This is a genomic window from Rhodococcus mengyinensis (assembly GCF_048381435.1).
Classification (GTDB): domain Bacteria; phylum Actinomycetota; class Actinomycetes; order Mycobacteriales; family Mycobacteriaceae; genus Rhodococcus_F; species Rhodococcus_F opacus_D.
Map to the genome: position 1 here is coordinate 150,169 of NZ_JBLWIT010000148.1, position 26,375 is coordinate 176,543.

General features: G+C 67.9%; 25 protein-coding genes. 7 read left to right on the forward strand and 18 right to left on the reverse strand.

The window, feature by feature from the left end; translation table 11 throughout:
• The first annotated feature begins 7 nt into the window (after nucleotides 1-7).
• The 4 genes from ACNJ7E_RS38900 to ACNJ7E_RS38915 all read left to right on the forward strand — a co-directional run bounded on the left by ACNJ7E_RS38900 (nucleotide 8) and on the right by ACNJ7E_RS38915 (nucleotide 3,850).
• On the forward strand, nucleotides 8-814 hold the full coding sequence (locus ACNJ7E_RS38900; RefSeq protein WP_009475531.1) for an enoyl-CoA hydratase-related protein: 807 nt from the start codon (nucleotides 8-10) through the stop codon (nucleotides 812-814).
• A gap of 88 nt (nucleotides 815-902) precedes the next feature.
• Nucleotides 903-2,039: an acyl-CoA dehydrogenase family protein gene (locus tag ACNJ7E_RS38905; RefSeq protein ID WP_418342324.1), complete on the forward strand. Its 1,137-nt coding sequence runs from the start codon at nucleotides 903-905 to the stop codon at nucleotides 2,037-2,039.
• A 29-nt stretch (nucleotides 2,040-2,068) separates the two neighbouring features.
• Nucleotides 2,069-2,965 carry an SDR family oxidoreductase gene (locus tag ACNJ7E_RS38910; protein ID WP_280781248.1) on the forward strand — a complete coding sequence of 299 codons (897 nt, stop codon included), beginning with the start codon at nucleotides 2,069-2,071 and terminating at the stop codon, nucleotides 2,963-2,965.
• Between the two features lie 78 nt (nucleotides 2,966-3,043).
• On the forward strand, nucleotides 3,044-3,850 hold the full coding sequence (locus ACNJ7E_RS38915) for a PaaI family thioesterase (RefSeq protein WP_280781247.1): 807 nt from the start codon (nucleotides 3,044-3,046) through the stop codon (nucleotides 3,848-3,850).
• Between the two features lie 19 nt (nucleotides 3,851-3,869).
• Here the strand turns inward: ACNJ7E_RS38915 and ACNJ7E_RS38920 are convergent, their stop codons facing one another.
• The 15 genes from ACNJ7E_RS38920 to ACNJ7E_RS38990 all read right to left on the reverse strand — a co-directional run bounded on the left by ACNJ7E_RS38920 (nucleotide 3,870) and on the right by ACNJ7E_RS38990 (nucleotide 19,530).
• Nucleotides 3,870-5,399 carry an acyl-CoA synthetase gene (locus tag ACNJ7E_RS38920; protein WP_280781246.1) on the reverse strand — a complete coding sequence of 510 codons (1,530 nt, stop codon included), beginning with the start codon at nucleotides 5,397-5,399 and terminating at the stop codon, nucleotides 3,870-3,872.
• A 36-nt stretch (nucleotides 5,400-5,435) separates the two neighbouring features.
• Nucleotides 5,436-6,470: a phosphotransferase family protein gene (locus tag ACNJ7E_RS38925; RefSeq protein WP_280781245.1), complete on the reverse strand. Its 1,035-nt coding sequence runs from the start codon at nucleotides 6,468-6,470 to the stop codon at nucleotides 5,436-5,438.
• Nucleotides 6,471-6,506: 36 nt separating this feature from the next.
• On the reverse strand, nucleotides 6,507-7,358 hold the full coding sequence (locus tag ACNJ7E_RS38930; protein WP_418342325.1) for an enoyl-CoA hydratase/isomerase family protein: 852 nt from the start codon (nucleotides 7,356-7,358) through the stop codon (nucleotides 6,507-6,509).
• Between the two features lie 5 nt (nucleotides 7,359-7,363).
• Nucleotides 7,364-8,173, reverse strand: a complete 810-nt coding sequence (locus ACNJ7E_RS38935) for an enoyl-CoA hydratase/isomerase family protein (RefSeq protein ID WP_112300226.1) — start codon at nucleotides 8,171-8,173, stop codon at nucleotides 7,364-7,366.
• A 78-nt stretch (nucleotides 8,174-8,251) separates the two neighbouring features.
• Nucleotides 8,252-9,442, reverse strand: coding sequence for a CaiB/BaiF CoA transferase family protein (locus ACNJ7E_RS38940; RefSeq protein ID WP_418342326.1), 1,191 nt, complete (start codon nucleotides 9,440-9,442; stop codon nucleotides 8,252-8,254).
• Nucleotides 9,443-10,414, reverse strand: a complete 972-nt coding sequence (locus ACNJ7E_RS38945) for an EamA family transporter (protein WP_418342327.1) — start codon at nucleotides 10,412-10,414, stop codon at nucleotides 9,443-9,445.
• Nucleotides 10,415-10,419: 5 nt separating this feature from the next.
• A complete protein-coding gene (locus ACNJ7E_RS38950) occupies nucleotides 10,420-11,205 on the reverse strand; it encodes an enoyl-CoA hydratase-related protein (protein ID WP_009475541.1) in 786 nt (261 codons plus the stop codon).
• Nucleotides 11,206-11,321: 116 nt separating this feature from the next.
• Nucleotides 11,322-12,179 carry a 1,4-dihydroxy-2-naphthoyl-CoA synthase gene (menB, locus tag ACNJ7E_RS38955; protein WP_182624387.1) on the reverse strand — a complete coding sequence of 286 codons (858 nt, stop codon included), beginning with the start codon at nucleotides 12,177-12,179 and terminating at the stop codon, nucleotides 11,322-11,324.
• Nucleotides 12,180-12,284: 105 nt separating this feature from the next.
• Complete coding sequence (locus ACNJ7E_RS38960) at nucleotides 12,285-13,043, reverse strand: SDR family NAD(P)-dependent oxidoreductase (RefSeq protein ID WP_418342328.1); 759 nt, start codon at nucleotides 13,041-13,043, stop codon at nucleotides 12,285-12,287.
• A 45-nt stretch (nucleotides 13,044-13,088) separates the two neighbouring features.
• Nucleotides 13,089-14,012, reverse strand: a complete 924-nt coding sequence (locus ACNJ7E_RS38965) for a hydroxymethylglutaryl-CoA lyase (RefSeq protein ID WP_280781238.1) — start codon at nucleotides 14,010-14,012, stop codon at nucleotides 13,089-13,091.
• Between the two features lie 19 nt (nucleotides 14,013-14,031).
• Nucleotides 14,032-15,270, reverse strand: coding sequence for an acetyl-CoA hydrolase/transferase family protein (locus ACNJ7E_RS38970; protein ID WP_037231239.1), 1,239 nt, complete (start codon nucleotides 15,268-15,270; stop codon nucleotides 14,032-14,034).
• The gene (locus ACNJ7E_RS38975; protein ID WP_418342329.1) at nucleotides 15,270-16,463 is read right to left on the reverse strand and encodes a thiolase family protein; all 1,194 of its coding nucleotides are present in this window, start codon (nucleotides 16,461-16,463) and stop codon (nucleotides 15,270-15,272) included. Before ACNJ7E_RS38975 ends, ACNJ7E_RS38970 begins: the two co-directional genes overlap by 1 nt.
• A complete protein-coding gene (locus tag ACNJ7E_RS38980) occupies nucleotides 16,463-17,212 on the reverse strand; it encodes an SDR family NAD(P)-dependent oxidoreductase (RefSeq protein WP_009475547.1) in 750 nt (249 codons plus the stop codon). The genes ACNJ7E_RS38975 and ACNJ7E_RS38980 overlap by 1 nt, the downstream gene beginning before the upstream one ends.
• Entirely contained in the window at nucleotides 17,212-18,378 is a 1,167-nt protein-coding gene (locus ACNJ7E_RS38985; RefSeq protein ID WP_009475548.1) for an acyl-CoA dehydrogenase family protein, read from the reverse strand. The genes ACNJ7E_RS38980 and ACNJ7E_RS38985 overlap by 1 nt, the downstream gene beginning before the upstream one ends.
• A 72-nt stretch (nucleotides 18,379-18,450) precedes the next feature.
• Nucleotides 18,451-19,530, reverse strand: a complete 1,080-nt coding sequence (locus ACNJ7E_RS38990) for an acyl-CoA dehydrogenase family protein (protein ID WP_418342330.1) — start codon at nucleotides 19,528-19,530, stop codon at nucleotides 18,451-18,453.
• Nucleotides 19,531-19,647: 117 nt separating this feature from the next.
• On the opposite strand from ACNJ7E_RS38990, the gene ACNJ7E_RS38995 reads away from it, so the two are divergent.
• Entirely contained in the window at nucleotides 19,648-20,409 is a 762-nt protein-coding gene (locus ACNJ7E_RS38995) for a FadR/GntR family transcriptional regulator (protein ID WP_009475550.1), read from the forward strand.
• A 73-nt stretch (nucleotides 20,410-20,482) separates the two neighbouring features.
• Here the strand turns inward: ACNJ7E_RS38995 and ACNJ7E_RS39000 are convergent, their stop codons facing one another.
• Together ACNJ7E_RS39000 and ACNJ7E_RS39005 are read right to left on the reverse strand one after the other, a co-directional pair.
• Nucleotides 20,483-22,435: an AMP-binding protein gene (locus ACNJ7E_RS39000; protein WP_418342331.1), complete on the reverse strand. Its 1,953-nt coding sequence runs from the start codon at nucleotides 22,433-22,435 to the stop codon at nucleotides 20,483-20,485.
• A gap of 2 nt (nucleotides 22,436-22,437) precedes the next feature.
• Complete coding sequence (locus ACNJ7E_RS39005; protein WP_280781234.1) at nucleotides 22,438-23,613, reverse strand: acyl-CoA dehydrogenase family protein; 1,176 nt, start codon at nucleotides 23,611-23,613, stop codon at nucleotides 22,438-22,440.
• 62 nt (nucleotides 23,614-23,675) lie between these two features.
• Here ACNJ7E_RS39005 and ACNJ7E_RS39010 point away from each other — a divergent pair, with 62 nt between their 5' ends.
• Nucleotides 23,676-24,128, forward strand: a complete 453-nt coding sequence (locus ACNJ7E_RS39010; protein ID WP_418342332.1) for an FAS1-like dehydratase domain-containing protein — start codon at nucleotides 23,676-23,678, stop codon at nucleotides 24,126-24,128.
• Nucleotides 24,125-24,541, forward strand: a complete 417-nt coding sequence (locus ACNJ7E_RS39015; RefSeq protein WP_037231217.1) for a MaoC family dehydratase — start codon at nucleotides 24,125-24,127, stop codon at nucleotides 24,539-24,541. Before ACNJ7E_RS39010 ends, ACNJ7E_RS39015 begins: the two co-directional genes overlap by 4 nt.
• Before the next feature lie 64 nt (nucleotides 24,542-24,605).
• Here the strand turns inward: ACNJ7E_RS39015 and ACNJ7E_RS39020 are convergent, their stop codons facing one another.
• A complete protein-coding gene (locus ACNJ7E_RS39020) occupies nucleotides 24,606-26,291 on the reverse strand; it encodes an AMP-binding protein (RefSeq protein WP_418342333.1) in 1,686 nt (561 codons plus the stop codon).
• Nucleotides 26,292-26,375 lie beyond the last annotated feature (84 nt).

A 26,375-nucleotide genomic window follows, 5' to 3' on the forward strand; every position in this document is an offset into this window, starting at 1 on the left:
CAGGTCGATGAGTGACTTCACGAGTGACTTCACGGATGTGACGTACGAGGTCGAGAACGGACTCGCCTGGATCACGATCAACCGGCCCGAGCGGTACAACGCGTTCCGCGCGAAGACGGTCGACGAGTTGGTGAAGTCGTTCAAGAAGGCGTGGGGCAGCTCCGAGGTCGGGGCGATCGCGCTCACCGGTGCCGGCGAGAAGGCGTTCTGCTCGGGTGGCGACCAGAAGCAGCGCATGGAGACGGGTGACTACGGCCCGTCCGACAGCGGCCTGTTCGAGGTCGAGGCCCTGCACCGCGTGCTCCGGGATGTGCCCAAGCCCGTGATTGCCGCAGTCAACGGTGTCGCCGTCGGTGGCGGCCACGTGCTGCACCTGCTGTGCGACCTGTCGATCGCCGCCGATCACGCCATCTTCGGGCAGAACGGTCCGCGCGTGGGATCGTTCGACGCCGGCCTGGGCACCGGCTACCTCGCCCGTGCGATCGGCGAGAAGCGCGCCCGTGAGATCTGGTTCCTGTGCCGCCGCTACAGCGCGGAGCAGGCCCTCGACTGGGGCCTGGTCAACAAGGTGGTGCCCGGTGACCAGTTGCGCGCCGAGGTCCGGGCGTGGGCCGACGAGATCCTGCAGCTGTCGCCGACGGCGCTGAAGGTGCTCAAGCAGTCGCTCAACGCCGACACCGAGCACTTCATCGCGCAGGGCAACATGGCCTACTCCACGCTGAAGCTGTTCGGTGAGTCCGCCGAGGCCATCGAGGGCATCAGCGCGTTCAACGAGAAGCGTAAGCCCGACTTCTCCAAGTTCCGCGGAGCCTGACCGATGACTTCCGGACGGCGGGGCTGTCTTTCGCCTCGCCGTCCGGCAACTCACTTCCCAGGACCCGTCACAGAGAGCAGTAGGCCACATGCGTTTCACCCGAGAGCAACGAGAGTTCGCGGTCGCCGTTCGCGAGTTCTGCGACGCCGAATGCAAGACCCTCCAGCAACGTGACCTGCTGACCGAGGGCGGCACCCTGGCGAACAGCCAAGTCATCCTCGACAAGTTCGCCGGCCTCGGCTGGCTCGCCGTCTCGCTGCCGGAGGAATACGGCGGGGGCGGCGCCGGAATGGTCGAGGAATGCATCTTCCTCGAGGAATCCGCCCGCGGCCTCGCACCCATCATCGCCTACTCCACCGGACTCACCGCCGCGCAGACGTATCTGCGCTACGGCACCGAGGAACAGAAACGCACCATCGTCGGCAACATGGCCGCAGGCAAGCTCGAGGCGATCGCCCTCAGCGAGCCCGGCGCCGGCTCCGATCTCGGTGGCGTCCGGATCAAGGCGGAACTGGTCGACGACCATTACGTCATCAACGGGCAGAAGACGTGGATCTCCGCGGCCCACATCGCCGAACACATCCTGCTCCTCGCCCGGACCGACAACACCGGCAACAAGCACCAGGGCCTGACCCTGTTCATGGTCCCGACCGACACGCCCGGCCTCCAGATTCACGAAATCAAGACCATGGAAGCCCGGACCTGCAACGACCTCTACTTCACCGACGTCGCCGTCCCGGCGAGCGCTGTCGTCGGCACGCCGAACCAGGCGTGGCGCCACCTCATGCGGGGGCTCAGCGTCGAACGGCTCATCATCGCGGCGATGGCACTCGGCGGCGCCCAGCGCTCACTCGACGACCTGATCGCCTTCGTCACCGAGCGCGAGCAGTTCGGCCACAAGATCAGCAGCTTCCAGGCCATCCGGCACCGGATCGCGGACCTTGCCACCGACATCGCCTTCGCGAAATCCTTCGTGTACGAGGTGGCCGAGCGGATCGACGCCGGCGAGGAAGACAACCTCAACCGCGAGGGCTCGATGGCCAAGCTGAAATGCACCGAGATCGCGAAGAAGACCGCGCTCGAGGCGATGCAGATGATGGGCGGCTACGGCTACACCCGCGAATACGGCATGGAGGAACAGGTCCGCCGCTCCCTGGCGCCGCCGATCTACGGCGGTACCAACGAGATTCAGCGCGAGATCATCAGCAAGAGCCTGGGCCTGTAGCCCTCGTTCCCGACCATTAGGACCAGCGCATGACCACTTCCCCCTTCGCGTCCGACGCCCTCGCGGGCAAGCGCGTGCTCATCACCGGCGGCGGCACCGGGCTCGGTCGCGGCGTCGCCCGGCACCTCGTCGACCACGGCGCCGAAGTACACCTGTGGGGCCGCCGGCCCGCCGTCCTCGAAGAGGCCGCCGCGGAGGCATCCGTCTCCCGGCCGGGCTCGGTGCACTGGCAGACCGTCGACGTCCGCAACGCCGACCTCGTGTCGTCCGCGATGGACGAGATCTGGACGCTCCACGGACCGCTGACGGGCGTGATCAACAACGCCGCCGCGAACTTCATCGCCCCCACCGAATCACTCAGCCCGCGTGCCTTCGAGGCTGTCACGTCGACGGTGATGAACGGGTCGTTCAACACCACCCACGCCGCGGGTCGCCGCTGGATCGAGGGCGGAACCAAGGGCGTCGTCCTGTCCACCCTCACCACCTGGGTGTGGAGCGGTTCCGCGTTCGTCGTCCCGTCCGCGATGGCGAAGGCCGCCGTGCACTCGATGACGATGTCGCTCGCCGTCGAATGGGCCCGCTACGGCATCCGGCTCAACGCGCTGGCCCCCGGGCCGATCCCGACGGACTACGCCTGGGAGATGCTCAACCCCACCGAGAAGAGTGCCGTCGGCGCCACCCAGGCCGACCAGGTGCCCATGGGCCGGATGGGCACCATGGAGGAACTCGCCAACCTCACCATCTTCCTGCTGTCGGACGCCTGCGACTACCTCACCGGCCAGACCATCGCCATGGACGGCGGCCAGATGCTCGCCGGCCCCGGTACTTTCGCCGGACTGACATCGATGAGCAGCGAAGACTGGGCCGCCGCCCGGGAAAAGAGCAAGGCCGCCAGCGAAGCAGCCAAGGCCCAGCGCGGAGTCTGAGCCACACCCGTACGAGGAAGGCCTGCCGACGAGACTCGCATCCGTCGGCAGGCCTTCTCCCGTCTGCCCAGGAGGGACATGACCATCGAGGACGTCACCACGCTCCCGTTCATCGCAACCGGTGCCGAAGCCCTGTTCCAGGTAGCACCCGTCACCGGCGACGCCAATCACGGCACGTCCGTGATGACGACCGGACCGTGGATGGCCGATGAGCGAGGGATGCCGTGCCGCGGCTCTCTCGGTGTCCTGATGGACGACGTGACGGGGTACCCGATCACCGCCCGCGCCCCGGCCGGGCACTGGTCCGTCACGACGGAACTTCACCTCGACTTCTCCCGCAGCCCTGCACTGGACGGTTCTGTCCTGCAGGCGGAAAGCCACGTCGTCAGCGTCGATTCGGACGGCGGCCTGGCAGCCGGTCGGGTCGTCGACGAGTCCGGCCGGGTCGTTGCCCTCGCAAGCGCCCGGCTGCGTTTCGTCGCCGCCGAGATGCCAACGGGTTCGGTGCCCGACGACGTAGGCACCCGAGTGAACGCGACCTCGATCATCGAGTTGCTCAGTGCTCACCACCGACGGGACAACGCCGCTGCCGGCCTCGAACTCGAACCGTCGGAATCGCTACGCAATCCGCTGGGCAACGTCCACGGCGGGGTCCTCCTGTGCGCCTCCGAGATCGCCGGCCACTCCGCGGTGACGCCCGAGGCCGAATTCCAGACGACGTCCATCGCCATGGCGTTCGTGCGGCCCTGCCCGGGCACCGAGCCGATCACCTTCACCCCCAGAGTGATCTACCGCGGCCGTACCTTCGCCGTAGTTCAGGTAGCCGGACGCAATCAATCCGGAAAGACCTGCACCACAGCGACGGTCACGTGTCATCGCATGTGACCGGCCGCTGCGCCGGCGGTCAGGCGCCGGTGCCGCTCATGGCACGCAGCTCGTGCTTGAGAACCTTCCCGGTCGTGTTCCGCGGGAGTAGGTCGACGATGCGCAGTTCGAGCGGCAACTTGTACCGGGCCAGTGCGGCACCGGCGAACTCTCGCAGCTCCTCCAACTCCAGTCGCGCGCCCGGCACGGGGACGACAACCGCCACCACCCGTTCTCCCCAGCGATCGTCGGGGGCGCCGATCACCGCGACCTCGGCAATGGCCGGATGGCCGTACAGCACGCTCTCGACCTCCGCGGGGTAGACGTTCTCACCACCGCTGATGATCATGTCCTTGAGCCGGTCCGCGATGTAGTAGTAGCCGTCCTCGTCCTGGTAGGCGACGTCCCCGGTGCGCAACCAGCCATCCGGGCCAAGTGCGGCGGCTGTTTCCTCGGCCATGTTCCAGTATCCCGGGGTCACGGTGTCGCCGCGCACGCAGAGTTCTCCGCGCACACCGGGCGTCGTCACCACGTTGCCGTCGGCGTCGATCAGCCGGACCTCGTTCAGCATGCCGGCGGTGCCGCAGGACCCGAGCTTGTCGAGCGCGCGATCGGTGCCCAGGAACGTCGCTCCGGTCGCCGCCTCGGTGAGACCCCAGCACTGGCTGACGGGAATGCCCCGTGCCCCATACAGCCGCAACATCGGTTCCGGGACAGGCGCTGCACCCGCGACGATGATACGGACGCTGGACAAGTCGGCGGTGTCGAAACGCTCGTGTTTGCTCGTGAACAGCATCATGGCCGGCACCATGAACAGCGACGTCACCCGGTACCGCTCGATGTCGTCGAGCAATGTCCCCGCGTCGAACTGCTCGTGGACGATGACGTGGCCACCGGCCATCAGCGTCGGGAGCGTCATGACGCACATTCCGCCGGAATGGAAGAGCGGCGCCGACGTGAGCGCGACATGCTCGGCGTTGTAGTTCACCGCCAGCATCCAGTTGACGTTGCTGGTCCACACGTTCCGGTGTGTGAGTATTGCGCCCTTCGGCCTTCCCGTGGTTCCCGAGGTGTACAGGATCAGGGCGGGCGAATCTGCGTCGACGGCAACTTCCTCGACGTGACGTGGACGCTGCGTCAGCAGGTCGTCGATTCCTTCCCAGCCGTCCGCGCCCTCGCCGATCCGCAGCCAGCGCTGCACGCCGAGCCCGTCGCGCACCTCGTCGACGGGGGCGGTGTGCGCCTCGTCGGCGATGAGCAGGCGGGCGTCACTGTCCTGAATGTTGTGCGCGAGTTCGCTACCCGTGAACCGGAAGTTGAGCGGCACGAATACCGCGCCGAGCCGTGCGGTCGCGAAGAGCGCCACCAGGAACCAGCTGTGGTTGAAACCGACGTAGGCCACGCGATCGCCCGCGCGGACTTCGCACGCGGCCAGCACATCGGCGAAGCCTTCGATCCGGTGCTGCAATTCGGCGAACGACAGGGTTTCACCGGCGAAGCTGACCGCCGACCGATCTCCGTCACGCTCGGCGCGGCGACGCAGCCACGTGGCCAGCCCGATCGGATCCATGCACACTTCCCTTCTGAGACAGCGTTGACACAGAGGTCAGACCACGGACGAAGCCAGCCCCGCCGCGCGATGGGCGGCGTCGAGGAAGGAACGCACGAGTGCCCCGTCGCGGTAGTACTGATCGCCGACTCCGGCGACAGCGCGGCGGCGCCCGTACTCGTACAGCACGGCCAGCTTCCACAGGGCCAGGGCCGTGTACCAGTTCAGGTTCGACAGGTCAGCGCCGGTGGCGGTCGCGTACCGCTGGGCCAATTCGTCGCGGGTCGGGTACCCCTCCTCGAGCACGGCCGTACCGAGGTCCTCGGTCGGGGTGCGCTCTTCTCCGTCAACGGGATACGAGGCGAGGAAGTAGCCGAGATCGAACAGGGGGTCGCCGATCGTCGCGAGCTCCCAGTCCAGCACTGCGGCAATGCGTCCCGGTGAGTCGGGCGCGAGGATGACGTTGCCGATGCGGTAGTCGTTGTGGATGATCGCCGCACCGGACTCGGTGGGCACGTTGGCGCCGAGCCACGCGTCGATGTCCGCGAACTCCGGCGGCGGTGTCCCGTCCTCGGCCGCCACCAATTTGCCCATGCGGCGCAGGTGACGCTCGTTGAATCCGTCCGGACGGCCCAGATCACCCAGCCCGGCGGCCTGCCAGTCCACCGCGTGCAGTGCGGCCAGGGTGTCGATCAACGCCTCACCGATGCGACGTCGATCCGCGGGCGCGCTCAGCGCCGACGGTGTCTCGGTAGTGACCACCGGACCCGCGACGTAGTCCATCACGTAGAACGGAACATCGAGCACGTCACCCGTCTGGCCGACGGCGAGGACGTCCGCCACCGGCACCCCACTGCCCGCGAGGCCGCCCACGAGGCGTGCCTCCCGCAGCATGTCGTGGGCGCCCGGCGGCACCGGCGGAGGCGGGGGACGGCGGACGATCACCTGACGGACCCCGTCGGACACCAGGAACGTCAGGTTCGAATGCCCGTCGCCGATCCGGGAAGTCGTGAGTGGGCCGTCGGTGATGCCCCGATCGCGCAGGAACCACTCCAGCGCACCGAGCGTGTCGGGTGTCCAGTCCCAGGTCATGCGCTCGCCTCCATCCGTGTTCTCATTCGTTGATTCCTACTGCCCGGTGAAGCGCGGTTCCCGCTTCTCCTTGAACGCCGCGAGCGCCTCCGGCATGTCGGCGCACCGGGTGAGCAGCGCCTGTCCCCGGTTCTCCAACTCCAGGGCCGCCGAGTACGACGTGACTTCCTGGTTCCGCTGCAGAGCCCGCTTCGACATCCGGACGCCGCCTGGGGAGTTCGAGGCAATGGCCTCGGCCACCGCGACGGCCTCGTCGAACAGGTCCTCGCTCGGCACAACTCGGTTGGCCAGCCCGATTCGGGCAGCTTCCTCGGCGCCGACGAAGCGTGCCGTGTACGCAATTTCTGCCGCGCGGCCCGGCCCGACGAGCCGGGTGAGCTTCCACGACGTGCCCAGTTCACCGACGGACAGGCCGACCTTGACGAACGCCGCGTTGAACTTCGCAGTCGGCGCGACGAGGCGGATGTCGGCGGCGAGCGCGAGAGCCAACCCACCCCCGGAGGCCGCGCCATGGATGGCCGCGATCACGGGGAACGGCAGGTGGTACAGCGCCGCCAACCCCCCGGTTGCGGTCTCCTGGAACCGCAGGAACTCGCGCACACCCATTTCGGTGATGACGGAAATCTCGTCCAGATCGAATCCGGCACAGAACACCCGCTCGCCCGCGCCTCGGATGATCAGCGCCCGGGCGTCCGTGTCACGCAACGCGTACGCGGCGGTGTTGAACTCCTCGAACATCTTCACGGTCATCGAGTTCATCCGGTCGGGCCGGTCGATCGTGAGAACGGCGATCTTGCCCCCGATCACCTCGAGGGTGAGGGTCTCCAGCTGGGGCGGCGTGTAGTTGCTCAGCACCGCTGTATTCTCCCGCGTTTCCGTCTGCGTCATGCCGGTCACCGCCCCGTGAACTTCGGGTTGCGCTTTTCCTTGAACGCGGCCAGCGCTTCGGGCATGTCCTCGCCGCGGGTGAGCAGTGCCTGACCGCGGTTCTCGAGTTCCAGCGCCGCCGCGTACGAGGACACTTCCATGTTCGCGTGCAACGCACGCTTCGACAGCTGCACTCCGGCAGGGGAATTCGCGCTGATCAGGCGGGCCATCGCGAGGGCCTCGTCGAGCAGCGACTCAGCCGGGACGACGGCGTTCAGCAGCCCGAGGGACTCGGCCTCGACGGCCTCGATGAAGCGGCCGGTGTAGGCAAACTCCGCGGCTCGCGCCGGACCGATGAGCCGGGGCAGGTGCCAGGAGGCACCCAGGTCGCCGGCCGACAGGCCGATCCGCACGAACGCCGCGTTGAAGCGCGCCGCCGGCGAGCCGATCCGGATGTCGGCGGCCAGGGACAGGGACAGTCCGCCGCCCGCGGCCGCACCGTTGACGGCTGCGATGACCGGGACGCGGATGCTGCGGATCGCTGCGAGTGCCCGCGCCGCCAGTTCCTGCTGGTCCAGCATGCCCATCGGCGTCAGTGACGACAGCCCCTCGGCGTCGTCGAGGTCGAACCCGCCACAGAACGCCTTACCGGCGCCGGTGAGGATCACGACGCGGAGGTCGTGCTCGTGATCCAGTTGCAGCGCAACCTTCTCCAGTTCGACGAACATGGTGTTCGTCATCGAGTTCATCCGTTCGGGGCGATTCAGCGTCACGACGGCGATGCCGGGTTCCGGCCGCTCGAGCGTGAACGTCTCCCATGTGGTGGGCTCGGTCACGAGTTCACTCCTTCTCAAGTTCGGCGATTCCAGGTGATCGCCGTCAGTGTGTGGTCCGGACGCCGGGCGTCCGGCAGGTCAGGTCTCTGCGGCGGCCTCGCGCACCGCACCCGAGCGCAGCCAGTCGGCGACGCGGCCGGACTCGATCCCCCAGTCGGTCAGGATTTCGGAGGTGTGTTCGCCGGGCACTGGCGGACGGCGGTCCACCGTCGCCGGCGTCCGGCTGAAGCGGGGAGCCGGCGCCGGTTGGACGAGCCCGTCGACATCGACGAACGCGCCGCGCGCGACGTGGTGCGGGTGCGAGGGCGCCTCGTCGACATCCAGTACGGGCGCGATGCAGGGTGTGAGCCCCTCGGCGGCGTCGAGCCAGTCCGTCAATGTTCGGCCGCGCACGGCGTCGGCGAAGATCTTCTTCATCTGCGGCCACTGGGATCGGTCGTTCTGGTCCGGGAGGTCGTCGGGCAGATTCAGCAGCGTGATCAGGTCGTCGTAAAAATGCGGTTCCATCGCGCCGACGGCCAGCCACTTGCCGTCCGCCGTCTCGTAGGCGTCGTAGTAGGGCGCGCCGCTGTCGACGATGTTGGTGCCGCGCTCACTGTCCCACGTCCCGGTCTGCGCGAACCCGAAGAACGGTGTCGCGAGCAGTGCGGCACCCTCGACCATGGAGGCGTCGATCACCTGCCCGAGCCCGGATCGTTGCTTTTCGAAGAGAGCGGACACGATGCCGAGGGCGAGAACCATTCCCCCGCCACCGAAGTCGCCGATCAGACTGAGCGGCGGGGTGGGCGGTTGGCCCTGCCGGCCGATGAGCGACAGGGCTCCGCTCAGCGCCACGTAGTTGATGTCGTGGCCAACGTGCTGGGCGAGCGGCCCGTCCTGCCCGAAGCCGGTCATGCGGCCGTAGATCAGCCCGGGGTTCCGTGCGGCGCAGTCGTCCGGTCCGATGCACAGTCGCTCGGCAACTCCGGGACGGAAGCCCTCGATCAGGACGTCGGCGTCCTCGACGAGCGACAACACCACCTCTGCACCCTCCGGGTGTTTGAGGTCGACGGCGAGTGAGCGACGGCCCCGGTGCAGCAGTTCGGCGCGGAAGTCGGCGTTCGGGCCGACCAACCCGGCACCGACGGCGCGGTCCACGCGAATCACGTCGGCGCCGAGATCTGCAAGGAGCATGGCGCAGAACGGCCCGGGGCCGATCGAACCGATCTCCACCACCTTCAGTCCCGACAGCGGTCCGGTGAACGAGCGTTTCACGCTGCCCTGCGCCATCTACCCGCCTCCCGTCGCTCTTTGGTCCGATAATAATACCTTGGAACCGTTCATGGTGGAATCCCCCGACGGTCGCTTTCGAGCGTGCGCACTGACGACCAGCACGACCGACAGCAGAACCACCGCTCCCCCGACCACCAGCGCGGGAGTGACGGGCTCGGACAGCACGACCGATCCGAGCGCCACAGCCACCAGCGGATTCACATACGTATGGGTGGCAACCAGCGGCAGTGGCGCGTGGTGCAGTAGCCACGCGTATGCGGTGAACCCGACGATCGAACCGAACACCACGAGGTAGCCGAACGCACCCCATGCCCGGGGTCCGATGGCACCGTCCAGGCGTTCTCCCGTCGCGACCGAGGCGAACGCCATCGCCGCGCCCGCCGCCAGAAGCTGATACATCGCACTGACATACACGTCGTGGGGCAGCCAGATCCGCGGCTTGATCCACGACCCGAACGACCACGAGAGACTGGACAGCACGATGACGGCCACACCCACGAGCGGGAGTCCGGACCGGTCACCACCGTGCGGCAGCACCAGGATTGCCAGACCGATCAGCCCCACACCGACGCCGGCCAGCTCCAGAACCTGCGGTCGGTCGCCGGACAGGGCGCGATAGATGCAGATCCACAGCGGCACCATCGCGACGAGGAGTGCCGTCACCCCGGAGGGCACTCCGTGCAGCTGGCCCACCGAGGTCAGGCCGTTTCCGCAGGCGAGCAACAGCACACCCAGGAACGCGGCACCCGCCGTTTCCCGCCCGGTGAGGCGCAGCCGCCGCCAGCCGCCGCGACAGGCCAGGAAGGCGGCCATCAACGCGGCGGCGAGCAAGAACCGTGCGCCCATCGAGCCGAGCGGCGGAACCTCTTCGATCACCAGGCGGATCGCGAGGTAGATCGACCCCCAGATCACGTAGACGAGGAAGAGGGCGAGCGCGATCGCACCCCTTCCGGCACGCCCGGACGACACGACGCTCAGGAGAAGCGCGGAGCGCGCTTCTCGAGGAAGGCGGTGATGCCCTCCTTCGCCTCTCCGTTCTCGAACAGATCCTGCTCCTGGGCGACCTCGAACGCGAAGCCCTCCTCGAGCGGGGTATCGAACGACGCGTCGACCGTGCGGATGACGGCGCGCTGCGCGGGCAACGACATCGTGCACAACTCGGCCGCGAGGGCCAGCGCGGCGTCCGTGGCGGTGCCCGCGTCGACGAGCCGGTCGATCAGACCGATCGCGTGGGCCTCGGGGGCGAGGACCTGACGGGCAGTCAGCATGATGTCCAGGGCGCGGCCGCGCCCCACGAGACGCGGAAGTCGCTGCGTTCCACCGGCTCCGGGAATCAGACCCAGCTTCACCTCGGGCAGCCCGAACTTCGCGTCCGCGCCGCCGACCCGCAGGGTGCAGGCCATGGCGAGTTCGAGGCCACCGCCCAGCGCGAGGCCGTCCACCGCGGCGATCGAGATGCGGTCGGCCGAGGCGAGCCGGTCGAGTGCCCCACGGAGTCGATCACCGTATGCGGTGAAGGACTCGGCGTCCACGGACGACATGTGCTTGATGTCGGCGCCGGCCGCGAAGAAGCCCGGAATGTCCGAGCGGACGACGATCACCTTCACCGAGCCGTCGGCATCGGCTGCGTCGAGTGCGGCGTTCAGGCCGTCGATGATCGGCAGCCCGAGGGCGTTCGCCGGCCGTCGCTGCAACGTGATCGTCATGACTCCGGCGTCGACGTCGCTCCACGCGACTGCGGGCGTTGCGGTTTCCGACATGCACACCATCCTTCTCGGTCCAGTCCCAGGTGAGTGGCAATGTGCGCCCGGGGACGCATTGCCACTCACGTGGGGTATTGACCCAACCATACTAATTGTCGGACCGAAATGGAAGATCAGGGTCGGCGCGGAAACTTCTCGAACTCGGGGCGCCGCTTCGCCTTGTACGCCTCCCGGCCTTCCTTCGCCTCGTCCGTCGAGTAGAAGAGCAGATTCGCATCGTGGGCGAGCTGCTGAATACCGGCCATGCCGTCCTCCGCCGCGTTGAAGCTCGCCTTCATCAGCCGCAGCGCGAACGGCGAGAGCTGCAGCATCTCGCGGCACCACTGCACCGTTTCCCGTTCGAGGTCGGCAAGCGGGACAACGGTATTGACCAAGCCCATCTCACGCGCCTGCTGTGCGTCGTACTGCCGGCACAGGAACCAGATCTCCTTGGCCTTCTTCACCCCGACCAGTTCGGCGAGCAGCCCCGCGCCGTAGCCGCCGTCGAACGACCCGACCTTCGGGCCGACCTGACCGAACCGGGCGTTGTCCGCCGCGATGGAGAGGTCGCAGACCAGGTGCAGGATGTGCCCGCCGCCGATCGCGTAGCCGGCGACCATCGCCACGACCGGCTTCGGCAGGCGACGGATCTGGATCTGCAGGTCGGTGACGTGGAACCGGCCGACACTTCCCGCCTTCCCCGGCTCGGTGAGGTAGCCGGTATCGCCGCGCACCCGCTGATCGCCGCCCGAACAGAACGCGTCGGGCCCCTCCCCCGTCAGCACGATGACGCCGACCGAGGAGTCCTCGCGGGCGTCGACCAGCGCCTCGGAGATTTCCATCAACGTCTGCGGACGGAACGCGTTGCGCACCTCGGGCCGGCAGATCGTGATCTTCGCGATCCCGTCGCCGCTGTGCTCGTATCTGATGTCCTCGAACTCACCCACCGGGGTCCAGGACACGAAATCCGTTGTATCACCGTTGTTCGTCATGCCCCGATCATAGGCACATCTGTAAACGATCGTTACCGTCCGACCCCTGCGAATGCCGAACGCGCGGCCGGATGACTCCAGCCGCGCGTTCGGGAAAGCCTGGAGTCAGGACATCGTCAGACCGCCGCTGACCGAGAGGGTCTGGCCGGTGACGAATTCGGCTGCGTCGGAGGCGAAGTACGCGACCGCGGCGCCGATGTCCTCGGCCTGCCCGAGGCGCTTCATCGGCACGGCGCGGGTCATGCCGCCGATCACCTTGTCGGCGTCCTGGCCGGAGCTGTCGGCGAACTTGCGCAGCGCCGGGGTGTCGGTCGGGCCGGGGCACACCGTGTTCGCGGTGACGCCCTTGGTCGCGATCTCACGGGCGAGGGTCTTGGTGAAGGCGATGATGCCGCCCTTGGCACCCGAGTAGACGGCCTCGAGCGAGGAGCCGACGCGGCCGGCGTCCGAACCGATGTTGATGACCCGGCCGAAGCCGCGCTCGACCATGCCCGGGACGGTCGCCTGGATGACCCGCAGCTGGCCCTTGAAGTTGATGTCGAGGATCCGGTCCCAGAACGCCTCGTCAGTCTTCAGGAACGGCATGAAGTCGTCCCAGCCGGCGTTGTTCACGACGATCTCGACCGGACCGAACAGCTCGGCCACCTGCTTCACCGCGGCCTGCACGGACGCGGTGTCGGTGACGTCGACGGGCACGGCGATCGCCTGGCCGCCGGCGTCGCGGATGCCGGCGGCGGTCTCCTCTGCGACCTCCAGGTTGAGGTCGGCGACCGCGACGCGGAAGCCCGCGGCCCCGAGGGCGTCGGAGATGCCCTTGCCGATGCCCTGCGCACCGCCGGTCACGAATGCAACTCGATTACTCATGTTCTTCTCCGTCTGTGTCTTTCGTGGATTGATGGTAAGCCGACTTCAGCGCGGGCTCGCGGCCCATTCGATGGGGCCCGCAACGATCGAGTGACTGGTGAGCTTGCGGCCCAGCACCGTCTGGGCTTCGCGCGCCGCGTCGATGACGCGGGGAAGGTCGAGACCCGTCTCGACGCCCATTTCGTGGAACATGCTTACCAGGTCCTCGGTGGCGATGTTGCCCGTCGAGCCCGCCGGAACCGGGCAGCCGCCCAGCTCGCCGAAGCTCGATTCGAAGCTCGCGCAGCCCGCTTCGAGCGCCGCGTATGCATTTGCGAGGCCCTGGCCGCGGGTGTTATGGAAGTGGGCGGTCACCTCGACACCCGGCAGCCGGTCGAGTGCCGCGGCGAAGAACTCCGACGCATACGCAGGGTTGCACATGCCCGTGGTGTCGCCGAACCCGATCTCGGTGGCACCGGCCTCCGCGAAGCGCTCCGCCAGATCCAGCACGCGGGTCAGGTCGACCTTGCCCTCGAACGGGCATCCGAACGACGTCGCGATCACCGCGGCGCAGTCGAGCCCCTCGGCGACGATCCGCTTGGCCATGACGTCGTTGTCGGCCATCGTCTCGTCGACGGTGCGATTGACGTTCTTCTTGTTGTGGGTCTCCGACGCGCTGACGAAGATCGCGACCTCGTGGAACTTGTCGCGCACCTTCAGTGCGTTGTCGAGCCCTTTGCTGTTGGGGACGAGCACCATCAGCTTCGTCTCGTCCGGAACGTCGATGCGCGACAGCACCTCGACCCCGTCCGCGAGCTGCGGGATCACGTCGGGCCGCACGAAACTGGCCACCTCGATCCGGGTGAACCCCGCCCGCCCCAGGGCATTGATCAACCGCACCTTGTCGTCGGTCGGAATGTGCTCCGGCTCGTTCTGGAAGCCGTCACGGGGACCGACCTCCCGGATCTGGACCCGCTGGGGACGCGTCATGGCGTCGACTCCTTTCCCCTCACTCCGCTGCGGATGCAAGGTCGTATTCCTCGAGATCGAATTCCAGGGTGGCGCGGTGCTCGGGTGCCGCGACCGCGATCATGCGGCGGGCGCGTTCACCGAGAGAACATCCGCGCAGTGCCGCGACACCGTGCTCGGTGACCACGAAGTCGACGTCGGCGCGGGCGGTGGTGACCGCGCCGTACTGCAGGGCGGTCTTGATCGTCGACTCCCCGCGAGAATCCGCGCGCATCGCGATGATCGAGCGGCCGCCGGTCATCGCCGCGGCCCGCGAGAAGTCCACCTGCCCCCCCACGGCACCCGCGTAGGTGGTGTTGCGCATTTCCGCACCGACCTGACCGGTCAAATCGACCTCGATGGCCGAGTTGATCGACACGAACGAGCGAAGCTGCGAGAGCACGTGCGGCGCATGGGTGTAGCTCGCCGGGCGGAACGCCACCGGGAGGCCGGGCAGCCGGTCGTACAGCGCCGCGGTCCCGAGCGCGGCGCCCGTGATGTGCAGGCCCGGATCGATCTCCTTCCGCGCCCCGGTCAGCACGCCCCGGTCGATCAGCCGGAGCGCCGCGTCGGAGATCATGCCGGAATGCAGCCCGAGGTCCTTGTGCCCCTCGAGAGCGGTGAGAACGGCCGACGGCAGTGTCCCGACGCCGACCTGGATCGTGTCGCCGTCCGCCACGAGATCGGCGACATTCCGCGCGATAGCCGACTCCGCCGCCGCGGGCGCGCGGTCCGGCGCCTCGAGCAACGGCCGGTCCGTCTCGACCGCCGCCGCGAACCGCGACAGCGGAATTCGCGGTGCGCCGAGCGTGACTGGCATCCGCCGGTTGATCTCGGCGATGAGGACCGGGGTGTGGTCGAGGGCGTCCGCGATGTAGTCGACACCGACGCCGAGCGAGCAGTTCCCGGCGGAGTCCGGCGGCGACACCTGCACGAAACCGACGTCGCACGGCAGCCGTCGTTCGGCGAAGAGCCGCGGCAGTGCCCCGTAATGGCAGGGCACGACCTCCAGGCGGGCGAGACGGCGAAGCTCGCCGAGGCCGCCGTAGGAGACGACGGACAACTCGTCGGGCAGTTCGCTCGTCAACCGCCGATCCCAGGTGAGTCCCACGAACGCGCGGACCGGGCCGATCGACGAGACCTGGTCGAGCAGCGCGTGGACGAGCGGGGTCGGTTCCGCGCTCGTCTGGCTCCACCAGATCCCGTCGCCGGGCCGGATGTGCGGTGTCAGGTCGATCATCAGTCGATCCGCTGGATCAGGGTCGCCGTTCCCAGGCCGCCGCCGCAGCACATGGTCACCAGGCCGATTTCGGCGTCGCGCCGCTCGAGCTCGGCGACGATCGTCGCGATGAGCCGGGCCCCGGTCGCGCCGACCGGGTGACCGAGCGCGATCGCACCGCCGTTGACGTTGACCCGGTCCATGTCGGGCTTCAGTTCCCGCTCCCAGGCCAGGACGACCGAGCTGAACGCCTCGTTGACCTCGAAGAGATCGATGTCGTTCATGCTCATCCCGTTGCGGTCGAGCAACTTCCGGGTGGCCGGGATCGGCCCGGTCAGCATGATGATCGGGTCCACTCCGACCGTGGTCTGGTCGAGGATCCGGGCCCGGGCCCGCAGTCCGTGGGTATTGGCCGCCTCGCGGGATGCGAGCAGTACACCGGCCGCCCCGTCCGAGATCGGCGACGAACTGCCCGCCGTGATGCGGCCGTTCTCCCGGAACACCGTCTTCAGCCCGGCCAGGCTGTCGAGGCTCGTGCCGGGGCGGACGGTCTGGTCGCTGGAGCGGGTCTCGCCGGCGAGATCGAGGGGGATCATCTCCGCGTCGAAACGACCCGCCTCGATGGCTTCGCTCGCCAGACGGTGAGAGCGGACGGCGAACTCGTCCATCTCCTGCCGGGAGATCTCCCACCGGTCGGCGATGAGTTCGGCGCTCTCGCCCTGGTTCACGAAGTCGTACCGGTCGCGCAGTGCTTCCGGCCACGGGTCCCCGTACAGTTCGGAGATCTTGGCCGGTGAGTTCATCGGCACGTGGCCCATGTGTTCGACACCGCCGGCGAGGACGATGTCGTGGGTGCCGGAACCGACCAGCGCCGCGCCCATCTCGACCGCGGTCTGTGCGGATCCGCAGCGCCGGTCCAGGACGACGGCCGGGACCTCCGGCGGGTAGCCCGCCTGCAGCCAGGCGTTGCGGCCGATGTTGCGGGACTGTTCGCCGAACGGTGCGGTGCAGCCGATCACGAGGTCTTCGACGACGGCCGGGTCGAGGCCGCTGCGGCGGATCAGGTCGGTGTACACCGCGCCGAGCATGTCGTTGGGGTGGGTGTCGCGGAACCAGCCGCGGTCGGGGTGCGACTTGCCCATCGGGGTGCGGGCGGCTTCCGCGATGACGACCTCGCGCGCGGAACGCTGGAAGGGGTTGCGCTTGTCGGCCATCAGATCACCGTTCCTCCGTCGACGGGCAGTACCTGGCCCGTGATGTACGCAGCGCCGTCGGATGCGAAGAACACGAAGCTCGCGGAAATCTCGTCCGGTTCCGCCCAGCGGCCCAACGGGATCCGCGCGAGTGTCTTGGCGGCGAGCTTCTCGTTGCTGCGGATGTTCTCCGTCATCTTGGTGGCGGCGAGCGGGGCGAGCGCGTTGACCGTCACCTGCTTCTTGGCGAGCTCACGCGCCAGCGACTTCGTGAGACCGATGATGCCAGCCTTCGCGGCACCGTAGTTGGCCTGCCCGATGGTGCCCACCAGGCCGGCCGCGGACGTCACGTTGATGATGCGCCCACTGCCGTCGGTGGGCAGGTACGGGAGAACGGCCTTGCTGCACACGAAGCTGCCGACGAGGTGGATGTCGACGATGCGGCGGAAGTCGTCTTCTTCGAGGTTCGGGAACATCGCGGGCGCGATGGCGCCGGCGTTGTTGACCAGGATGTTGAGCGTGCCGCCGTTCAGCGCGGCGGCCTGCTCCGCCGCAGCGGCGGCCGCCTCGCCGTCGCGGACGTCGAGGGCCGCGGACTTCGCCGAGCCACCGGCGGCGGTGATCTCCGCGGCCACCGCGGCTGCGGCATCGCCGTCGACGTCGGTGACGAGCACGGCCGCACCCGCGCGGGCGTAGGCGTGCGCGACCGACGCGCCGATGCCGCTGCCGGCACCGGTGACGAGGGCGGACTTTCCGGTGAGTTCGAACATCAGTAGCTCCTGGGGAGGCCGAGGACGTGCTCGCCGAGGTAGTTGAGGACCATCTCCTGGCTGAGCGGGGCGATCTTGGTCAGGCGGGCTTCGCGGAAGTACCGGGCCACGTGGTACTCCTCCGAGTAGCCCATCCCGCCGTGGGTCTGCAGGGCGCGGTCGGCGGCCTGGAAACCGGCGTCGGCGCAGAGGTACTTGGCCATGTTGGCTTCACGGGCGCAGGGCTTTCCGTTGTCGTAGAGCCACGTCGCCTTGCGCAGGACGAGTTCCGCGGCGTCGAGTCGGGCGAGCGAATCCGCGAGCGGGAACTGCAGGCCCTGATTCATGCCGATGGGCCTGCCGAACACCTCACGCTCGTTGGCGTACTGGACGCCCCGGCGCAACGCGGCCCGGCCGATGCCGAGGGCCTCCGACGCGACGAGCATGCGCTCCGGGTTGAGGCCGTCGAGAATGTACTTGAAGCCCTTGCCTTCCTCACCCACCCGGTCCTCGACCGGAATCTCGAGGCCGTCGATGAACAACTCGTTCGACGTGACCGCGTTGCGCCCCATCTTCTTGATCGGGCGGATGTCGACCTTCGAGCGGTCCAGGTCGGTGAGGAACAGCGTCAGACCGTCCGTCTTCTTCTTCGCATCCTCGAACTTCGTTGTGCGGGTGAGGAGAAGGATCTTCTCCGACTCCATCGCCTTCGAGATCCAGACCTTACGGCCGTTGACGATGTACTTGTCGCCCTCGCGCCGCGCGAAGGTGGTGATCTTGGTGGTGTCCAAACCGGCGCCGGGCTCGGTGACACCGAAGCAGACGTGCAGATCGCCGTCGACGATCCGCGGAAGAGTGCGCTGCTTGAGCTCCTCCGAGCCGTGCACGATCACCGGATGCATCCCGAAGATCGACAGGTGCATCGAGCTCGCACCGTTCATGCCCGCGCCGGAGGCGGCCACTTCCTCGAGCAGGATCGAGGCCTCGGTGATGCCCATCCCGTGCCCGCCGTACGCCTCCGGCGTGGTGATGCCGAGCCAGCCGCCCTTGGCGAACGCGTCGTAGAACTCGGTGGGGAACTCGTGCGCGCCGTCCTTCTCCACCCAATACTGCTCGTCGAACTTGCCGGCGAGCTCTCGCACCGCATCTCGGATCGTCGCCTGATCCTCGGTCAGATCAAAGTCCACAGCACGTCCCGTCGTCGTTGGTTCCGTTTGGACTTAAATTACTAAAGGACAGACCAAAAAGTCAACGGCCGGTCACCCGGCAGCCGGCAACAGGGGCAAATCCCGTGCAACGCGCTCGTTCCACACGCCCGGACCGCCGAACAACTTCTCGTCGAGCTTGGCGCGCTTGTAGTAGAGGTGCAGGTCGTGTTCCCACGTGTAGCCGATCGCGCCGTGCATCACGAGAGCACTGTCGGCCGCCTGCACCGCATTGCGTGGCACCTGAGCCTTGGCGACGGCGGCATGAATCGCGCGGTCGTCCAGACCGAGATCGACCGACGCCGCGGCATAGTAGGCAATGGACCGTCCCGCCTCGACGGAGACGAGAATGCCTGCCGCAGCGTGTTTCACGGCCTGGAATGACCCGATCGCAACACCGAACTGCTGCCGCTGCTTGCTGTAGTCCACGGCGAGGTGCAGCATGCGGTCCATCGCCCCGAGCGAGTCCGCGGCGACGAGCACGGCCGCCCGCAGTCCGGCGTCCTCGAGAGCGGTTTCGGCCTCGATGTCGAGACGCCGCCCGGTGACGCCGTCGAACCGGACATTCGCGGCCGCGCGGGACGGGTCGAGGAAGCGGTGCTGTTCGACCGTGACACCCGGGTCGTCAATGCGCGCAAGGTACAGCGCAGCGGTGCCGTCGGGGCCGGTCGCTGGGACGACCAGCAGTTTCGCCCGTTCGGCGCCGAGCACCGTGGCGACGCGGCCGCTCAGTGCGCCGCCCTCGTCGGCGCGGACCGAATCGGCGAGGCCGAACGGACGCGTCGCGTCGACGGCCACGGCCGCGAAACCACCCCCCGCCAGCACGTCGGCGGCGACGTCGGCGGGCAGCAGGGGCGCCGCGAGGACGGACGCGGTCCAGGCGCTCGACGGCGCGGCGTACCGGGCCAGCGCCTCGGCGGTCAACGCCAATTCGAGCAGACCACCGCCCTGACCACCGATGTCCTCGGCGAGGCCGGCGGAGAACCAGCCCTCCTCGACGAATTTCTGCTCGAACTCGGCAGGATCACCCGATTCACCCCACTTGCGGACATTGGCCGGAGCGGCGAACCGCCCGAGCCAACCGTCGAGGGCTTCGGTGAACATTTCCTGCTCTTCTGACAGTTCCCAGCGCATACAACTGGTCCTCTCGATGAGACGAAGAATAGGCTGCAAGACGAACGCAGCGAGAACCCAATGGTATATTAGGTCTGACCGTTAGACCAGAGAGGGCGGGGAGCCATGCCAGCAGCCGTGCCGAACACCACCCGGAACGGACGTTCCTCCATCCAGTTGACACCGATGGCGGTACCGAAGGCGTCGGACGTCCTCGCGAACGAGCTGCGCGAGCGCATTCTCAGCGGGGACTACGTCGAAGGCACACCGCTGCCGCCGGAGCGCGAACTCGTCGTCCAGACGAAGATGAGCCGCACCACCGTCCGCGAAGCCCTCCGCATCCTCGAGGTGCAGGGACTCGTGCGCATCAAGGCCGGCCGAGCCGGGGGCGCCTTCGTACAACGACCGGGCGAACAGTCCATGGCAGACACGGTGGCCCTGCTCATACGCGGTCGCCAGATCCGTCTCGCCGCGCTGCTCGAGACCCGCGAGGCGATCGAGCCCTTCTGCGCCCAACTCGCCGCCCGTCACCGCACCGACGAGGATCTCGCACGCCTCGACGCCGCCAACGACGACATCGCGGGCGCGGGCGACAGCCTCGACGCTTTCCTGCAGGCGAACATCGACTGGCACGTCGCCGTCGCGAGCGCCAGCCACAACGAACTGTTGTCGGGCCTGATGATTTCGCTCTCGCGCGCCATCTATGCCGCAACGGAAAACGAAGGCTTCATCGACGACAAGGTCCGCGACATCACCGTCCGCGCACACCGCTCGGTCACCAAGGCCATTCGCGACAAGGACGCCGATGCCGCCGTGCGGCGCATGAGCCGGCACGTCCACTCGTACGCCGAGTCGATCAAGGACTTCGAGGAGCGCACCGACATTCCGCTCGACGACTGAATGTCGCTACAGCATAAATATATTCACTAGTTGCGAGGGCCCCACACCGTGCGGTGTGGGGCCCTCGTCGCGGTCACGTCGCCGAACTGGCGGTGACCACGGCGCGGATCTCGTCCACGGCCTCCGGATTCTCCGCACCCGACAAGTCACCGGGATCGGTACCCAGGGCGGCGGCGCGCACCGCGCGGCGCAGGATCTTCGCCGACCGGGTCTTCGGCAACCGCGATACGCGGTGCACCGCACTGGGCGCGAACGGTTTTCCGAGTTCCGCGGCCACGCTGGCGATCAACTCGGACGAGATGTCCGTGTGGTCATCGGCGTCCCCGCGGGGGACCCAGAACGCCCACACCGCCTCGCCCTTCTTCGCGTCCGGGACACCGACCGCGGCCGCCTCGGACACCGCCGGATGTGCGGTCAGCACCGCCTCGACCTCCGCGGGGGCGAGACGCTTCCCGGCCACGTTCATCACGTCGTCCGAGCGGCCGCGGATGTACCACTGGCCGTCGTCGTCGACGAGGGCGTAGTCGCCGTGCCGCCACATGCCGGGGAACGTCGACCAGTACGCCTCCAGGTAGCGTTCCTCGTCCTTCCACACCCCGCGCGTCATCGACGGCCACGGCTGCCTGCAGACGAGTTCGCCCTGTTCGCCGCGCAACGACCGTCCCGCGTCGTCGACGACGTCGACGTCCATCCCGAGCGACGGCCCGCCCAGCGAGCAGCTGTGGATCGGCTCCACTGGGTACGGCGCCAGGAACGAGCCGCCCACCTCGGTGCCGCCGGAGAAATTGATGACCGGAACGCGGCCCCCGAACACATCTTGTGCCAGCCAGTCGTACGAGTCCGGATCCCACGGCTCGCCGGTCGACCCGATCGTGTGCACGGACGACAGGTCGTACCGCGCCGCGACGTCCGTATCCCTTCCGCGCAGGGTACGGATCAATGTCGGCGAGACGCCGAGCATCGTCACCCCGTGCCGCTGCGCGAGGTCCCACAACCGGTCGGTGTCCGGCACGTCCGGCGAACCCTCGTACAGCACGAGGGTGCCGCCGTTGGCGTGGGTGCCGACGATCGACAGCGGCCCCATGATCCAGCCCATGTCGGTGATCCAGCAGAACACCCCGCCGGGCGTGAGGTCGAACGAGTACGCCACCTCGCTGGCTGTCTTCACGAGGAACCCGGCGTGCGTGTGCACGGCTCCCTTCGGCTTGCCGGTCGTGCCGGACGTGTACGCCAGCGCGAACGGCTCACTCGCGTTCATCGCCTCGACCGGGCCCGGATCGCCGCCGTTGCCGAGCAGCTTCGCCCAGGAAATGTCGCGGCCGGTGGATTCTACGTCGGCGCCGACGTTCTCGACCACGACGACCGATTGCACCGTCGGGCAGACGGCCAGCGCTTCGTCGAGTGCCGGCTTCATCGTGACGGTCTTGCGACGCCGCACAGTTCCGTCCGCGACGATCACCACCTTGGCGTCCGCGTCCTGGATGCGGGACGCGATCGCGCTCGGCGCGAATCCGGAGAAGAGCGGCACGAGGACCGCACCGAGCCGCGCGACCGCGTACACCGACACGACCGCCTCGGGGATCATCGGCAGGAACAGGGCTACGGCGTCCCCCCTGCCGACGCCGAGCTCCCGCAGCCCGGCCGCGGCCCGCTCGGCGTCCGCCGCGAGCTCGCGATACGACACGCTGCGGACGGTGCCGTCCTCCGCCTCGTGCGCGACCGCGGTCCGATCGGCGGCCGCCGGGTCGGCGAGCCACCGCCCCAGACACGCGTCGACGACGTTCGCCCTGCCCCCGACGAACCAGTCCGGGTGCTCGATTCCCCGGGAGGTGTCGAGAACCTCGCGGTACGGGGTCTGGAACGGCAGGCCGAGATCGCGGACCACCGCGTCCCAGTACCACCGCACATCGGCGACGGAACGGGCACGGAGTTCACCCAGGCCCGAGAGCCCGTGGGCGCGGGCGAGCCGGGTGACGTTGGCGTTCTCGACGTACTCGTCGGTGGGGCGCCAGGTGTAGTCGGACACGGTCAGCTCCTCGGCATGTCGAGCATGCGCTCGGCGACGATGTTGCGCTGGATGAAGGTGGAACCGCCGGCGATGGCGGTGCCGCGGGCCTGATACGCGAGCCGTTGCCACCGCGCAGTCTTCTGCGGCTCGTCGTCGAGGGCGAATTGCCCGCCCACCGGTTCGAGGGACAGCCGGAAGTCGGCCAGTTCCTCGACGAGGGGGCAGAAGAACAGCTTGCCGATCGAGGTGACCGGCCCCGGCGGGCCATCGTTGGCCGCGAGGGTGATGACGCGCTGACCGATGAGGTAGTGCACGAGGGCCCGGCCGTAGAGATCGGCGACCTTCTGCCGGATCACCGGATCCTCACCGAGCGGGCGGCCCGCGTCGTCGGTCATCCCCGCGATGTCGGTGACGATGTCGTCGACGGCCCGTTTCGTGTTGACGCGGCCCGTCGCGATCGCCACCCGCTCGTAGGCGAGCGTGCCCATCGCGACCTTCCAGCCGCCGTCGACGTCCCCGACGACGAGGTCGTCGGGGATGAACACGTCGTCGAGGAACACCTCGTTGAATTCCGCCTCGCCGAGCATGTGCGCAAGCGGGCGCACGGTGATGCCCTCACTGTCCATCGGGACGAGGAAGTAGGTGATGCCCTTGTGCCGCGGGCCGCCACCGGTACGGGCCAGCAGGATGGCGTGGGCGGCGATGTGCGCGCGGCTGGTCCAGATCTTCTGCCCGTTGACCTTCCAGCCCCCGTCCACCTTCGTGGCCTTGGTGCGCAGCGACGCGAGGTCCGATCCGGCGTCCGGCTCGGAGAACAGCTGGCACCAGATTTCCTCGCCGGTCAGGATGGGCCGGAGGAACCGTTCCTTCTGGGCGGGTGTCCCGAAGTCGATGATGGTCGGGCCGGCGAAATCTTCGCCGATGGTGTTGAGGCGCTCCGGCGCTCCCACGCGGTCCATTTCTTCGGTGAAGATGGCCTTGCGGATCGGGTCGGCAGCTTGACCGCCGTACTCCTGCGGCCACGACATCCCGCCGTAGCCGGAGTCGAAGAGCAGTCGCTGCCATTGCTGCCAGAACGGCACCTTGTCGACCAGGTCGACCGGTTCCGGCCACGGCAGCGTCGGGACCGCTTTGTCGGCCCACTTCCGGACTTCTGCACGGAATGTGGCCTCGTCTGGGGAATCAGCGAGCTCCATTGCACCCTCCTCACGAATTTAGGCTCAATGATACTATAGGTCAGTCCAAAAAGGAGGCCCGGATGTCAGACCCACTCCCCGCCGGCGTCGTCGACCGCGTCGAATACGACGTCGAACGCGGCAAGATCCGCGAATTCACGCGCGCGACGTTCACGACCGACCCCGTGCACACCGATCCGGCCGCCGCGCGCGACGCCGGATTCAGCGATGTGCCCGCGACTCTCACGCACACCGTCGTCGCCGGACACCTGCGCGATCAGCGTGCGTTCGTCGACTCGCTGGGCCTGGCCCTCGCGCGGGTGGTGGTCGGTTCGGTCACGTGGACGTACCTGCGACCGCTCACCGCCGGCGACCACGTGGTCGGCACCCGCCGCGTCGTCGACGACGTACAGCGAGAAGGCAAGCGGGGCGGGACGATGCGCGTCGTGACCCTGGAGACCGAGTACGTCGACGCCGATGGTGAACCCGTGGTGCGGCTCGAGGAAGTCCTGATCGAACGAGGAGAGCAGCGATGAGAACTCCGGCCAAGGTCCGCGTCGGCGATGCCCCCGACACCCGGGTGGTCGGCCCTATCAGCCAGACCGACATCGTCCGGTTCGCCGGCGCCGGAGGCGATTTCAATCCGCTGCACCACGATCCCGGCTTCGTCGCCACCTCGGGTTTCCCGGGGGTGATCGCGATGGGGCAGATGCAGGCCGGGATTCTGGCCGGGTGGCTGTCCGACACGTTCGGCGTCGAGCATGTGCGCTCCTTCGGTGTCCGGTTCGTCGCCCCGGTCTTCCTCGGCGACACCCTGACCGTGGGCGGCACGGTCGCGACGATCACCGAGGCGAATGGTGAGTCGCTGGCGACCCTCGATCTCGTCGCCTCCGGCACCAAGGGCCCGGTCGTCACCGGATCGGCGACGGTCGTGGTGGCCGCGACCTGATCATTCACCTCGAACTACGAGAAAGGGGGCGAAGCCGATCGGCTTCGCCCCCTTTGCCTTCCGATCAGCTGACGGATTGCGCCCGCTGCTGCCGGTCTGCCTCGATCTTCGCCGCGATCTGCGCACGGAGCACGTTCTTCTGGATCTTGCCCGTGGCCGTCGTCGGCAGCGCCTCGACGATCTCCAACCGCTCCGGAACCTTCTGAATCGCCACCCCCTGCTCGAGCAGGTAGGTCTTGATCTTTTCGAGCGTGATGTCGCCGTAGCCGGGCGCGGCGACGAGGTAGAGACACACCGCCTCCCCGAGTCGCTCGTCGGGCATCGCGACCGCGGCGACACCACGCACGGCGGGATGCGCCGCCAAGAGATCCTCGACTTGACGGACACTGATGTTCATGCCGCCGCGGATCACGATGTCCTTGGTGCGGCCGGTGACGCGCACGTAGCCGTCCTCGTCCATCCGGCCGAGATCCCCGGAGAGGGAATACCCGTCTGGAGTGAACAGCTTGGCCGTCTCCTCGGGATTGTGGAGGTACCCGAGCATGTGCATGGCGCCCTTGTAGGCGATGTCACCTTCCTCACCGCGCGGAACCTCGTTGCCGAGTTCGTCGACGACCTTCACCGACTGCATCGGCAGCGGACGCCCGTCCGAGGTGAGCGACCGCTCGGGCTCGTCGTGCACCGTGCACATGGTGGTGGTGACGTTTTCCGACCGGCCGTACAGGCTCAGTACCTGCAGGCTCGGGAACAATTCGGCCGCCTTGGTGACGAAGCTGGCGGGAATCGGGGCGCCGGCCGCCACCCACAGCCGCATGCTGCTGATGTCGTGCACAGCGGGGTCGTAGGCGTCCATGACCATCTGCAGGAACGTCGTGGCACTCACCGCGACCGTGCACCCGCGTTCCTTGATCTGCGCCATCCCGCGGACCGGCTCCCACACCTCGATGAGATGCGACGCCGCTCCGTGCATGAGCGGAAGGACGATGCTGGTGACCAGGCCGGTGGTATGCGTGATCGGCGAAGGGCCGAACTGCACGTCGTCGGGCGTGTAGGCGAACCCCTTGGCCAGCAGGCGGGATCCACAGGCGAACGTGTTGAACGTGTGGATGCAGCCCTTGGGCCGGGACGTGGTGCCACTGCTGTAGACGATGACGAACGGCTCGTCCGGCCCGACACCGGGCCCGAGTTCGGCGATCGCCTCCTCGGGTCCGATCTCCGCGAACAGCGACTCGAACGACACCGCGCGGTTCGGCAGGTCGCCACTCCCGCGGACGACGACCACGTCCTCGAGCGAGTCGACGGCACCCAGGATCTCGGTGTACATGCCCGCGTAGTCGAACTTCTTGAAACTCTGCGGCGTAATCGCCAGCCGCACACCGGCATTACCCAGGATGTATTCGACGTCGTCGCGGCGGTAGATCGGCATGATCGGCACCAGGACCGCGCCCAGGCGCGACAACGCCACGGCGATGATCGCGAATTCGATCCAGTTCGGAACCTGCACCGACACGCGGTCGCCGACGGTGATCCCGTGGCGCCGCAGTCCCACGGCCAGGCTCAGCGCCCTGTCCCGCAACTGCCGGAAGGTGATGCCGCCGCTGGTGTCGCCGGTCAGAAAGACACGGTCGCCCCGCTCGGCAACCTGGACCTCGAGCATGTCGAAGAAGGTGTCGCGGTGCCACTGCCCGGTGGCATAGAACTCTCGGATCTGTTCGTCCGAATAGCGATCGGTGACCGATGCGAACGCCATGGGATGCCTTCCTCTGAGCGCAGATATGACGAGGGAATAAAAGACTCTGTGTTGGCCCTCACAATATAATGGTTAGACCGAAAG

Excerpts from the sequence above, each read along its gene's own strand:
- ACNJ7E_RS39015 (WP_037231217.1), top strand. The coding sequence starts at position 24,125 with ATGAGAACTCCGGCCAAGGTCCGCGTCGGCGATGCCCCCGACACCCGG.
- ACNJ7E_RS38900 (WP_009475531.1), top strand. The coding sequence starts at position 8 with ATGAGTGACTTCACGAGTGACTTCACGGATGTGACGTACGAGGTCGAG.
- ACNJ7E_RS38980 (WP_009475547.1), bottom strand. The coding sequence starts at position 17,212 with ATGTTCGAACTCACCGGAAAGTCCGCCCTCGTCACCGGTGCCGGCAGC.
- ACNJ7E_RS38930 (WP_418342325.1), bottom strand. The coding sequence starts at position 7,358 with ATGACGCAGACGGAAACGCGGGAGAATACAGCGGTGCTGAGCAACTAC.
- ACNJ7E_RS38910 (WP_280781248.1), top strand. The coding sequence starts at position 2,069 with ATGACCACTTCCCCCTTCGCGTCCGACGCCCTCGCGGGCAAGCGCGTG.
- ACNJ7E_RS38915 (WP_280781247.1), top strand. The coding sequence starts at position 3,044 with ATGACCATCGAGGACGTCACCACGCTCCCGTTCATCGCAACCGGTGCC.
- ACNJ7E_RS38975 (WP_418342329.1), bottom strand. The coding sequence starts at position 16,463 with ATGGCCGACAAGCGCAACCCCTTCCAGCGTTCCGCGCGCGAGGTCGTC.
- ACNJ7E_RS39010 (WP_418342332.1), top strand. The coding sequence starts at position 23,676 with ATGTCAGACCCACTCCCCGCCGGCGTCGTCGACCGCGTCGAATACGAC.
- ACNJ7E_RS38925 (WP_280781245.1), bottom strand. The coding sequence starts at position 6,470 with ATGACCTGGGACTGGACACCCGACACGCTCGGTGCGCTGGAGTGGTTC.
- ACNJ7E_RS38960 (WP_418342328.1), bottom strand. The coding sequence starts at position 13,043 with ATGAGTAATCGAGTTGCATTCGTGACCGGCGGTGCGCAGGGCATCGGC.
- ACNJ7E_RS38920 (WP_280781246.1), bottom strand. The coding sequence starts at position 5,399 with ATGGATCCGATCGGGCTGGCCACGTGGCTGCGTCGCCGCGCCGAGCGT.
- ACNJ7E_RS38940 (WP_418342326.1), bottom strand. The coding sequence starts at position 9,442 with ATGGCGCAGGGCAGCGTGAAACGCTCGTTCACCGGACCGCTGTCGGGA.
- menB (WP_182624387.1), bottom strand. The coding sequence starts at position 12,179 with ATGACGAACAACGGTGATACAACGGATTTCGTGTCCTGGACCCCGGTG.
- ACNJ7E_RS38905 (WP_418342324.1), top strand. The coding sequence starts at position 903 with ATGCGTTTCACCCGAGAGCAACGAGAGTTCGCGGTCGCCGTTCGCGAG.
- ACNJ7E_RS38950 (WP_009475541.1), bottom strand. The coding sequence starts at position 11,205 with ATGTCGGAAACCGCAACGCCCGCAGTCGCGTGGAGCGACGTCGACGCC.
- ACNJ7E_RS38990 (WP_418342330.1), bottom strand. The coding sequence starts at position 19,530 with ATGCGCTGGGAACTGTCAGAAGAGCAGGAAATGTTCACCGAAGCCCTC.
- ACNJ7E_RS38970 (WP_037231239.1), bottom strand. The coding sequence starts at position 15,270 with ATGATCGACCTGACACCGCACATCCGGCCCGGCGACGGGATCTGGTGG.
- ACNJ7E_RS39005 (WP_280781234.1), bottom strand. The coding sequence starts at position 23,613 with ATGGAGCTCGCTGATTCCCCAGACGAGGCCACATTCCGTGCAGAAGTC.
- ACNJ7E_RS38965 (WP_280781238.1), bottom strand. The coding sequence starts at position 14,012 with ATGACGCGTCCCCAGCGGGTCCAGATCCGGGAGGTCGGTCCCCGTGAC.
- ACNJ7E_RS39020 (WP_418342333.1), bottom strand. The coding sequence starts at position 26,291 with ATGGCGTTCGCATCGGTCACCGATCGCTATTCGGACGAACAGATCCGA.